Source organism: Kitasatospora sp. NPDC059803 (genome assembly GCF_042732255.1).
Classification (GTDB): domain Bacteria; phylum Actinomycetota; class Actinomycetes; order Streptomycetales; family Streptomycetaceae; genus Kitasatospora.
In genome coordinates this window covers 1-10,466 of sequence record NZ_JBHWIJ010000303.1, presented here as the reverse complement: position 1 = coordinate 10,466, position 10,466 = coordinate 1, and the positions used below count along the sequence as shown (strand labels likewise).

The 10,466-nt window shown below is 74.6% G+C and carries 8 protein-coding genes; 5 read left to right on the top strand and 3 right to left on the bottom strand.

Annotated elements, in window-relative coordinates; genetic code table 11:
• On the bottom strand, positions 1-212 hold a 212-nt coding region (locus ACFV6I_RS32965; RefSeq protein ID WP_380429340.1), incomplete at its 3' end, for a DUF5132 domain-containing protein.
• A gap of 308 nt (positions 213-520) precedes the next feature.
• Complete coding sequence (locus ACFV6I_RS32960) at positions 521-2,239, bottom strand: DUF885 domain-containing protein (protein WP_380429337.1); 1,719 nt, start codon at positions 2,237-2,239, stop codon at positions 521-523.
• A 210-nt stretch (positions 2,240-2,449) separates the two neighbouring features.
• Here ACFV6I_RS32960 and ACFV6I_RS32955 point away from each other — a divergent pair, with 210 nt between their 5' ends.
• From ACFV6I_RS32955 to ACFV6I_RS32935, 5 genes are all read left to right on the top strand, one after another.
• Positions 2,450-4,042 carry an ABC transporter substrate-binding protein gene (locus tag ACFV6I_RS32955; RefSeq protein WP_380429334.1) on the top strand — a complete coding sequence of 531 codons (1,593 nt, stop codon included), beginning with the start codon at positions 2,450-2,452 and terminating at the stop codon, positions 4,040-4,042.
• A 74-nt stretch (positions 4,043-4,116) separates the two neighbouring features.
• Complete coding sequence (locus ACFV6I_RS32950) at positions 4,117-5,079, top strand: ABC transporter permease (protein ID WP_363377303.1); 963 nt, start codon at positions 4,117-4,119, stop codon at positions 5,077-5,079.
• 7 nt (positions 5,080-5,086) lie between these two features.
• Complete coding sequence (locus ACFV6I_RS32945; RefSeq protein ID WP_380429332.1) at positions 5,087-6,991, top strand: dipeptide/oligopeptide/nickel ABC transporter permease/ATP-binding protein; 1,905 nt, start codon at positions 5,087-5,089, stop codon at positions 6,989-6,991.
• A complete protein-coding gene (locus tag ACFV6I_RS32940; protein WP_380343647.1) occupies positions 6,988-7,779 on the top strand; it encodes an ABC transporter ATP-binding protein in 792 nt (263 codons plus the stop codon). Before ACFV6I_RS32945 ends, ACFV6I_RS32940 begins: the two co-directional genes overlap by 4 nt.
• Positions 7,776-9,125: an NAD(P)/FAD-dependent oxidoreductase gene (locus ACFV6I_RS32935; protein WP_380429329.1), complete on the top strand. Its 1,350-nt coding sequence runs from the start codon at positions 7,776-7,778 to the stop codon at positions 9,123-9,125. Before ACFV6I_RS32940 ends, ACFV6I_RS32935 begins: the two co-directional genes overlap by 4 nt.
• Here ACFV6I_RS32935 and ACFV6I_RS32930 read toward each other — a convergent pair.
• Positions 9,115-10,203 carry an alpha/beta fold hydrolase gene (locus tag ACFV6I_RS32930; RefSeq protein WP_380429327.1) on the bottom strand — a complete coding sequence of 363 codons (1,089 nt, stop codon included), beginning with the start codon at positions 10,201-10,203 and terminating at the stop codon, positions 9,115-9,117. The genes ACFV6I_RS32935 and ACFV6I_RS32930 overlap by 11 nt on opposite strands.
• Positions 10,204-10,466: the final 263 nt, after the last annotated feature.

Here is a 10,466-nt window from a genome sequence, read left to right as displayed (position 1 = left end):
GCGCCGCGGGCGACCGGCGCCGCCCCCCCCCCGGCGCCCCCCCCGGCGTGGGGGTGGGGTCGTGGCTCGCCGGCCTTGGGGGACGATTTCTTCACCTCAAGGACGAGGCCGACGGACGTCTTGACGACGCCTCGCACCAGCGGCTTGAGGAGACGCTTGGCCAGTGGCGCGACGATGAGGCCGACCAGGAAGGGCGGTACTAGGGGCGGCATGATGCTCCATCCTCTCTACGCGGACGTATGACAGGGACCCCGGGCAACTGCGGACGCACCGGAGCACCGCACGACTAGGCGGACGGAAGCACCCGACTGCGGAATTCGACGTTCCCCGCCGGATTTCCCGCCGGAATGAATTCCGCACTCGATGGATCAACCGCCCGCTCTCGCTTCACCGTAGTCGAGCCGGGTCCATCGAAGCCAAACCTTCTCATCCGGTTTCACTCGTGCGAGTGCTCTCGGCCCGTTTTTGTAGCTCGGATTAACGAACAAATGCCCACCCGACAATCCGCTTATATTCTTTTTCACTCATCGGGCCTGCCGAGTTCACGTGCCACCCGCCGCCGGAGGGCGGGAAACGGCAGCCCACCGCCGCCCAGGACCGCCTCGTGGAAGGCCCGCACCTCGAACCCGCCGCCCGGACCGGCCTCGGCCCCCTCCCGCAGCCGGGCGAACTCCAGATACCCCGCACGGTAGGACAGCGCCTGCCCGGGCAGGTCCGTCGAGTACCGCAGCAGGTCCGAGGCGATCTGGGCGTCCGCCTCGGTGGAGTTGGCGCGCATGAAGTCCCGCGCCTGCTCCAGTCCCATGGTGCCGAGGTTGAGCCCGGTGTCGACGACCAGGCGCTGCGCGGTGAACCGCTCCTGCGCGAGGCGCCCGTACGCGTCCCACGGGTCGTCGTAGAGGCCCATCTCCCAGCCCAGACCGGCCGCGTACTCGGCCCAGCCCTCGTTGAACGCGCCGAACCCGGCCACTTCACGGCGCAGCCGGGGCAACGACCGGTTCTCCGCCTGGCGGGCCAGGTGGAAGTGGTGGCCCGGAGCCAGCTCGTGGTAGATCAGCGAGGCCGCGCCCAGCAGCGACCGCCCTTCCAGCCCCGCGCCGTTGTAGCGGTAGCGCCCGACCGGGTCCGCCGCCGTGGGCTGCTGGTAGTACCCGAACGTCAGCCCCGCCTCCAGCGCCGGATCCAGCCGGGCCAGCCCGTACGGGGCGCCCGGCAGCGCGGCGAACCACCGCGGCAGCAGCGGGGCCAGCCGGTCGAGGTACCGGCGGTAGCGGTCCTCGACCTCCTCCGGCGTGCGGGCGTACAGCCGGGGCTCGCTCCGCAGCCGCTCGTGGAACTCCTCCTCGGGGCCCGGGAATCCGAGGGCGGTACGGACCTCCCGCATCCGCTCGGCCAGTTCGCGGCACTGCTCGCGGCCGAGCTCGTGCAGCCGCTCGGGCGGCGTCCCCCCGCCCGTGTGCGTCCGGACGAACTCCCGGTACGCCTCCTCACCGCCTTCGTAGCGCGCCCAGCCCACGGCCTGCGGCGCCTCGCGCAGCTGGTCCGGACCGTCGACGACGGCGAGCAGGCCGTCGAAGGCCGGCAGCAGCTCGGCTTCCACCAGCCGCCGCACGCCGTCTCGGACGCGTCCGCGCTCGGCCGGCCCCAGCCCGCCGAGCCGGCCCTCGTCCACCTCGACGCGCTCCGCCACCGACGCCCGCAGGCCCGCGAGGGTGGCGCGCACCCCGGGCAGGGCCGGGGCGGGCACCCGGAAGCCGCGCACGGCCTGCCCCGCCGCCTTGTCGCCGATCGAGCCGACCACCCGGGCCAGCTCGCGCACGAGCACCAAGTACCGGTCGGCGTCCGGCGGTTGGTCGAAGCGGTGGCCACGCAGGACGGCGTCGACGTACTGCGACAACGGGAACAGCCGGTACGGCGTGACGGCGGGCGTCAGCCAGTAGCAGCGGTGGGCCCGCAGCTCCTGCTCGGCCGACCCGACGAGGAAGGCGGCCGTGTCGGCATCGGCTCCGCAGAGCTCCGCGCCGTCGAGCGCCCGGGCTCCCTCCACGACCACCCGGACCCGCTCCACGACGCCCGCGGCGAACCGCGCCCGCTCCTCGGCCTCGGCCGGCGACTCCCTCGGCAGCGACTCGACCGGGAGCCCCTGCCGGGCCCGCAGCAGCGGGTCGCGCTCCAACAGGAACTCCCAGTAGCGGTCCGCCAGCCGACCGATCTCCCGGCCCGGTTCATTCGTCCTCATCCGGCCATCCTGTCGAGGACGCGCCGCCCGGCCACCCCGGTCCGCGGACAACCGGCCACGGCATCCCCCTAACGGGTGAACCGGATCGGCCCCCGCCACCCGCGCCCCGTTCCGCCCGCCAAGGCGGCACACGGCCAAGACCTTTCGAACAGGCTTGCCGTACAGGTGAGTTGACTCGCCAGCGCCAGCACTCGGTGGCACCATGACGCCATGCCCCGTCGCCCCCTGCCGGTCCCACTGGCGGCTGCCCTGACCACCGCGGCCGTCGCGGCCGGCGCACTCACCGGCTGCGGCAGCGTCGCCCCCTCCTCCACGACCGGTCCCCTCGTGGACCGCGGGACCGTACGGATCGCGGCCGCCAGCGAGACGCCCAGCTTCAACCCGTACACGGCCTTCGGCGCCGCTCCGGCCCGCTACGCCTACGACTCGCTGGTCAACGTCTCCGCCGACGCCACCCTGGTCTCCGGCCTGGCCTCCTCCTGGGAGGCCACCACCACCACGGCCGCCTTCACCCTCCGCCCGGGAATCACCTGCTCCGACGGCACCCCCCTCACCGCCACGGCCGTCGCCCGCGCACTCACCTACGCCGGCGACCCGGCCCACCAGCTCGCCGGCGCCCAGACCGTCCTGCCCACCGTCCCGTACACCGCAAGCGCCGACGACTCGACCGGCACCGTGACGGCGACCACCACCGCCCCCTTCCCGTTCCTCACCCGCACCCTCGGACTGCTACCGATCGTCTGCCCCGCCGGCCTCGACCGGCCCCAGTCGCTGGACCGCTCCACCCGGGGCACCGGACCGTACGTGCTGACCCACTACACCCCGGGCGGGCCGTACGAGTTCACCGTGCGCGACGACTACACCTGGGGGCCCGCCGGGGCGACCACCGCGGAACCCGGCCTCCCCGCCCACATCGTCATCTCCGTGCTGCCCCAGGCCTCCACCGCCGCCAACCTGCTGCTCACCGGCGGCATCGACATCGCGAGCGTCAACGGACCCGACCGCGCCCGGCTCGCCGACCACGGCCTGGCCACCGCCGACGTGGCGACCGTCATCGGGCTGACCTTCTTCAACCAGCGCCCCGGCCGCCCCCTCGCCGACCCGGCCCTGCGCCGGGCCCTGGTGTCCGCACTCGACCGCCAGGGGCTCGCCAACGTCGCCGTCGGCGGCACCGGCACCCCCGCCACCGACTTCGGCGCGCAAGGCGCCGTCTGCCACGCCGACCTCGCCGCCGCCAACCTGCCCGCGCTGGACGCCACCGAGGCGCTGCGCGCCGCCGGCTGGACCCGCGCCGCCGACGGCCGGCTGACGAAGGACGGCCGACCACTCCGGCTGCGCCTGATCACCAGCCCCGACCTCGGCCCGACGCTGGCACCCGTCGCCGAGCTGATGGCCCGCTCCTGGACGGCCCTGGGCGCGGACGTCAAGCTGGTCACCGAGAGCCTGCCCGCCCTCGTCAACGCCATGTACCAGACCGGCGACTTCGACGTCGTCGTCGGCACCTCCCCCGGCTTCGCCCTGCCCGTCGGCTTCATCCCGTTCTTCTCCGGCCCAATCCCCGCCCAGGGCCTCAACTTCGCGGGCGTGGCCAATCCCGCATACGACGCCCTGGTCGCCCAGGCCCTTCGGGAGCCGGACACCGCGGGCTGCGCCACCTGGAACCGGGCCGCCGCCGCGCTCTTCCGCTCCGCCGACGCCCTGCCGATCGCCGACGGCCGCAGCACCGTGTACGGGCGCAGCACCACCTTCGCCACGACCTTCGGCGGCCAGGTCATCCCCACCAGCATCCGCCTGCACCGATGACCGGGGGATCCCGCGTGACCGCACCCCGTCGATCGCGGCCTCTGCCGCGTCTGCCGCGTCTGCCGCGGCACCTCATGCCCCGTCTCCTGCGGCACCCGTGGACGGTGTTCCTCGGCCGGCGCACCGCCCGACTGCTCCTCTCACTCGGGGTCGTGCTCACCGCCTCGTTCGCGATGATCCGCCTGGTGCCCGGAGACCCGGTCCGCGCGGCGCTCGGCGTCGACGCCTCCCCCGCGCTCGTGGCCGCACGCCGCCACCAACTCGGTCTCGACGAACCCTTCCTGGCCCAGTACCGGCACTATGTCGACGGCCTCGTGCACGGCGACCTCGGCACCTCGCTGGTCACCTCGACACCGGTCGCGGAGCTCGTCCGCACCCGGCTGCCGGCCACCCTCGAAATCGCCGGCCTGGCCTTCCTCGTCACCCTCGCCGTCGCCCTGCCCTGCGGCCTGCTCGCCGCCGTCCGCACCCGGGACGGCCGGCACCCGCGCAGCGAACTGGCGTTCACGACGCTCACCGCCGGCCTGGCCGGGATCCCCGACTTCGTCCTGGCCGCCGGGCTCACCGCGCTACTGGCCGTCGGCCTCCAACTGCTGCCGGTGGCCGGCACGGCGGGCGCCGGATCCTTCGTCCTGCCGGTCCTCGCGCTCTCCGTGGCGCCCACCGCCGTCCTGGTGCGCATCGTCCGGGTGGAGGCGCTGAAAGTGCTGTCCGAGGACTACCTGCGCACCGCCCGTGGAAAGCGGCTGTCACCGCTACGCCGCTACCTGCGGCACGCGGCGCCGAACATGGCCACCGCCGCACTCACCGTCGCCGGAGGCCTGCTGCCCGCCCTGATCGCCGGCACCGTGCTGGTGGAGAAGGTCTTCGCCTGGCCCGGCATCGGTTCGGCCCTGGCGCAGTCCGTGAGCTCGCAGGACTACCCGGTGATCCAGGCGATGGTGCTGATCCTGGGCACGACCGTCCTGCTCGCCGCGCTCCTGGTCGACGTGCTGCTGGCGCTGCTCGACCCGCGCTCGACGATCCGGGAGAGCTGAGGTGCCGATGCCCCTTCCCACCAGGTACCTCCGCTCGCCCATGGCCTGGGCCGCCACCGCCATGCTGGCCTCGCTGCTCGTGCTCGCGCTGGCGGGCCCGCTCCTCTGGGGCGCGGCGGCGGACCTCCCCGACCCCTCGGCAGTGCTGCAAGGCCCCTCCACCGCCCACCCCTTCGGCACCGACAACCTCGGACGGGACCTGCTCGCCCGGGTCCTCACCGCCACCCGGCCCTCCCTGCTGCTCGCGCTGGCCGCGACCGCGATCGGCGCGAGCACCGGCATCCTCCTCGGCGCGTCCACCGCCGTCGTCGGCCCCCGCGCCCGCCGCCTGCTCGCGGCAGTGATCAACCTCCTGCTCGCCTTCCCCGCACTCCTGGTCGCGCTCTTCCTCGCGGTCGTGTTCGGCGCGGGCGCGGCCGGGGCGATGCTCGCCCTCGCCGTCGCCGGTGTACCCGGCTTCGCCCGGCTCGCCCAGACACTCGCCGCCGCCGTCGCGGGCACCGACCACCTGGCCTCGGCCCGGGTCCTCGGCCTGCGCCGGCACCGGCTGCTGTGGCGGCACGTCCTGCCCAACATCGCCGAACCGCTGCTGCTGAGCGCGACCACGGCGGCGGGCACCTCCCTGGTCGCGCTCTCCGGGCTGAGCTTCCTCGGCCTGGGCGTCCAACCGCCCGGCTACGACTGGGGGCAACTGCTCAACCAGGGGCTCGACCGGATCTACGCACAGCCGCTGCCCGCCCTCGCCCCCGGCCTGGCCATCCTCTACGCGGCGGTGACGTTCCAACTGCTCGGCGAGGTCCTGGCAGGAGGCGCCGCCCGGCGCAACCCGGCGGGCCGTGCGGACCGTACACCCCGGCGACCGATCGCACCGACTGGGCCGAGCGGGCCCGCCGAGGACGGTCTCGTCCTCCAGGTCGAGGACCTGAGCGTCGAACTCCCCACCCCCGACGGCGTGATCCGGCCCGTCCGCGGCGTGAGCCTCTCCCTGCGGCCGGGCGAGATCGTCGGACTCGTCGGCGAGTCCGGCTCCGGCAAGTCGCTCACCGCGCTCGCGATCGCCGACCTGCTCCCCGAGCGCGCCCGGGTCTCCCACCGCACCCTCCGGCTGCTCGGCGCCGACCTGGACGCCATGACGCCGAAGCAGCGCGACCGGCACCTCGCGACCGGCCTGGCCATGGTCTTCCAGAACCCGGCCACGGCACTCAACCCGTCGCTCCGGATCGCCACCCAGCTCACCGAGGCGCCCCGTACCCACCTCGGCACGAGCCGCACCCAGGCCCTGCGGGACGCCGAGGACGCCCTGCACCGGGTGGCCCTGCCCCCCACCCTGCTGCGGTCACGCCCCCACCAGCTCTCCGGCGGCCAGCGCCAGCGCGTCATGATCGCCGCCGGCCTGATGATGCGGCCCGGCCTGATCATCGCCGACGAGCCGACGACCGCCCTCGACACCACCGTGCAGCGGCAGATCACCGACCTGCTCTCCGACCTGCGGCGGGACACCTCCGCCGCCGTCCTGTTCATCAGCCACGACATCGCGCTCGTGAGCGGATTCTGCGAACGCGTCCTGGTGATGTACGCGGGCTCCATCGTCGAGGCCCTCCCCGCCGACCGGCTCCCCACCGCCGCCCGGCACCCCTACACCCGGGCCCTGGTCGCCTCGGTGCCGGACCTCACCGCAGAGCGCGACCGGCCGCTGCCCACCGTGGCGGGCGCGCCGCCCGACCCGATCGCCCCCACCCCGGGCTGCCCGTTCGAGCCCCGCTGCCCGTACCGGCTCGACCGCTGCGCCCGGGAGGCTCCGCGGCTGGACGACGTCGACGCGCTCCAGCAGGTCGCCTGCTGGAACCCCCAGCCGGTGGAGACAACAGCAGACCAGGCGACGGAACATCAGGTGGAGGCGGACCCGTCATGACCAGCCTGCGGCTCTGCGACCTCACCGTCCGCCACCACGGCCCGCGCGGCCCGGTCACCGCCGTGGACCGCGTCTCCCTGGAGGTCCCGGCCGGCACCACGCTCGGGCTCGTCGGCGAGTCCGGCTCGGGGAAGTCGACCCTGGCCCGCGCGATCGTCGGGCTCGCCCCCGTGCACGGCGGCCGGGTCCTCGTCGACGGCCAGGACGTGCGGGTCCACACTGTCCGTGCCCGGCGCCGGCTCGGCCGACTGGTCCAGATCGTCCTCCAGGACCCGGACACCGCGCTCGACCCCCGGATGACCGTCCGCCAGAGCCTCGTCGAGGCCGTCACCGTCTTCCACCGGCTCGACCGGCACGCCCGTACCGAGCGCGTCGCCGAGCTGCTCGACCTCGTCGGGCTGGACCCCCGGCTCGCCGGCCGCCTGCCCCGGCAGCTGTCCGGCGGCCAGCGCCAACGGGTCGCCGTCGCCCGCGCCCTGGCCGTCGGACCCGGCCTCCTGATCGCCGACGAGATCACCTCGGCCCTCGACGTCTCGGTGCAGGCGTCCGTCCTCAACACGATCCGCGAACTCCAGCGACGGCTCGGCCTGTCCATGCTGTTCATCGGCCACAACCTGCCCGCGGTCTGCTACGTCTCCGATACGGTGGCGGTGATGCGGCTCGGTCGGATCGTCGAAACGGGCCCCACCGACGCCCTCCTGCGCGACCCGCAGCACCCCTACACGCGGGAGCTCCTCGCCGCCGTCCCCCGCCTGTCCGGCCCACCGCCCTCCCGGAGGTCCCGATGACCGTCGACCGACCCGACGCGGTGGTGGTCGGGGCCGGGGTGATCGGCACCGCCGTCGCCCTCGAACTCGCCCGCACCGGACGGCAGGTGGTCGTCGTGGACAAGGCCGGCGCGCCCGGCCACGGATCGACCGGCGCGTCCAGCGCGATCGTCCGGTTCAACTACTCCACCTTCGACGGCGTCGCCACGGCCTGGGAGTCCCTCCACCTGTGGGCGTCCTGGCCCGAGCACCTCGGGCTCACCACCGGCCGCCGCCCGCTCGCGGCCTTCCGCCGCACCGGCGCCGTGCTGCTCGACCCGCCCTTCCCCGAACCCGCCGACACCGCGGCCCTGTTCGACCTGGCCGGCGTCCCGTACGAACGGTGGGACACCGCCGCCCTGCGCGAGCGCCTGCCCGGGATCGACACCGGACGGTACTGGCCGCCGAAGCCCGTGGACGACGACGCCTTCTTCGACGGCCCGGCCGGCGAGCTCGGTGCCCTGTTCACCCCGGACGCCGGGTTCGTCGACGACCCGCAGCTCGCGGCCCAGAACCTCGCCGATGCGGCGGGCGAGCTGGGTGCGCGCTTCCTGTTCCACCGCACCGTGGTGGCCGTCGACCGGCGCTCGGACCGCGTGGCGGGCCTCCGCCTGGCCGACGGGGCCCGGATCGCCGCGCCGGTCGTGGTCAACGCCGCCGGCCCGTGGTCGGGGGGCCTCAACCGGCTGGCGGGTGTCGGCAGCGACTTCACCATCGGGGTACGTCCCCTGCGGGAGGAGGTCCACCAGATCGCCGCGCCCGACAGCTCCACCACCGGCGCCACCACCGACCCCGCCACCGGCCCTGCCGCCGGCTCCGGGCCGCTTCCCGTCGTCGCCGACGTCGACCTCGGCACCTACCTGCGCCCGGCCGCCGGGGGCCGCCTGCTCATCGGCGGCACCCAGCCGGCCTGCGACCCGCCGGAGTGGATCGACGACCCGGACGAGGCCGACCCGCGCCCCACCGCCCACCGCTTCCGCACCCAGGTGACCCGCGCGGCCCGCCGCTTCCCCGGGCTCACCGTCCCCAGCCGACCCGTCGGCGTCGCGGGCGTGTACGACGTCGCCGACGACTGGACCCCGATCTACGACCGCACCGCCCTCGACGGCTACTACGTCGCCATGGGTACGAGCGGCAACCAGTTCAAGAACGCCCCGCTCGTGGGCCGCTACCTCGCGACCCTGATCGACCTGGTCGAAGCCGGCCACGACCACGACGGCGACCCGGTCCGCTACCGCTGCGAGCACACCGGCAACGTCGTCGACCTGGGCGCCTTCTCCCGCCGCCGCCCCGTCCGGACCGGCTCCGCCCGCACGGTCATGGGCTGAGGGTGCGCAGTTCGCTCACCAGATCCGCGACCACCCCGACCACGAACCCGGGCTCCTCGGTCGGGAAGTCATGGCCGGTTCCCGCCGGCGTGTGCACCACCCTGGACGCGGTCGACGCCGCCAGGTAGCGGGTCCGGGCCCCGAGGTAGAACCGGCCGATCCGCTCGGCCTCGGCGGCGTCCCCGGCGGCGGCCAGCACCGTCTCCCCGCCCGTGAGGTCGCGGGGTATGACCAGCACCAGCGGCAGGTCGCCGAGGTCCCCGTCGTAGACCACGGTCTCCCAGCCCACCTCCGCCAGGCCGACGGGCGAGAGCTCCGCGAAGATCGACGCGGCGGCGCAGTACTGGCCGGTCCGGCCGCCACGGCCACGGCCCCGGTGAACACCGAACAAGTGCCGTACCGCCGTCAGCAGGAACTCCCGGCGCATGCCCGCGACCAACCGGTTGGGCGGCGCGAAGGCGATCACCTCCAGGGGCGTCGGATCCAGCAACACGAGTCCGGCCACCAGATCCGGCCGCCGCCTGGCGGCATTCGCGACCAGCAGCCCGCCGAAGGAATGGCCGACGAACACGTACGGGGCCCGCTCCCCCGCCGCCTCCAGCGCGGCCACCAGCTCCTCCGCCTCGGCCGCCGTCGTCCTCGGGAAGGGCCCGACGTCACTCCAGCCCGAGCCGAACCGGTCGACCAGCACCGAGCGGGTCCGGGCCGCCATCATCGTGTGCAACTGCCCGAACTCCTCGCCCGGCGCGTGCCCGCCCGGCATCCAGACCACCGTCGGCCCGTCCCCGGCAACCCCCTCCGCGAGGACGTGCATCCGGCGCCCGCCCAGCCCGACCAGCCGCCCCGGCTCCCCGCCCGCCCCCACTCCCCGGCCCACCAGCACCAGATGCCGCACCGCGCCGACCGCCAGCACCACACCCACAGCCACCACTAAGCACCCGAGCGCCACCAGCCAGCCCGCACCGCCCCCGACCAGCCCGACCCCCACGCCCACCACCAGCACCGCGACCGGCACTCCCAGCCAGTCCCGGCTCAGCAACGCGAGCAGGGCATCCGCCACCCGTCCGTTCCGGCGCATCGGTCCTCCAGGGCATCCGAGAGGCGACCTCTCCCCCTGTTCTTCCCGCATCCACCCGCGCCGACGCGCCCCCCACGAACACGCATGCGACACCCCGGGGCCTGTCCGTCCTGCGCCCCGCCGCCGTGCGCTGCCCATCGGAAAAGAGCCGGCCACCAGGCCACGGCCCCGGAAATGCAAAGAACCCCCATCCGGTTTCCCGGATGGGGGTTCTCTGTGAATGATTGTTCGGCGGCGTCCTACTCTCCCACAGGGTCCCCCCT

Excerpts from the sequence above, each read along its gene's own strand:
- ACFV6I_RS32960 (WP_380429337.1), bottom strand. The coding sequence starts at position 2,239 with ATGAGGACGAATGAACCGGGCCGGGAGATCGGTCGGCTGGCGGACCGC.
- ACFV6I_RS32955 (WP_380429334.1), top strand. The coding sequence starts at position 2,450 with ATGCCCCGTCGCCCCCTGCCGGTCCCACTGGCGGCTGCCCTGACCACC.
- ACFV6I_RS32950 (WP_363377303.1), top strand. The coding sequence starts at position 4,117 with ATGCCCCGTCTCCTGCGGCACCCGTGGACGGTGTTCCTCGGCCGGCGC.
- ACFV6I_RS32945 (WP_380429332.1), top strand. The coding sequence starts at position 5,087 with ATGCCCCTTCCCACCAGGTACCTCCGCTCGCCCATGGCCTGGGCCGCC.
- ACFV6I_RS32940 (WP_380343647.1), top strand. The coding sequence starts at position 6,988 with ATGACCAGCCTGCGGCTCTGCGACCTCACCGTCCGCCACCACGGCCCG.
- ACFV6I_RS32935 (WP_380429329.1), top strand. The coding sequence starts at position 7,776 with ATGACCGTCGACCGACCCGACGCGGTGGTGGTCGGGGCCGGGGTGATC.
- ACFV6I_RS32930 (WP_380429327.1), bottom strand. The coding sequence starts at position 10,203 with ATGCGCCGGAACGGACGGGTGGCGGATGCCCTGCTCGCGTTGCTGAGC.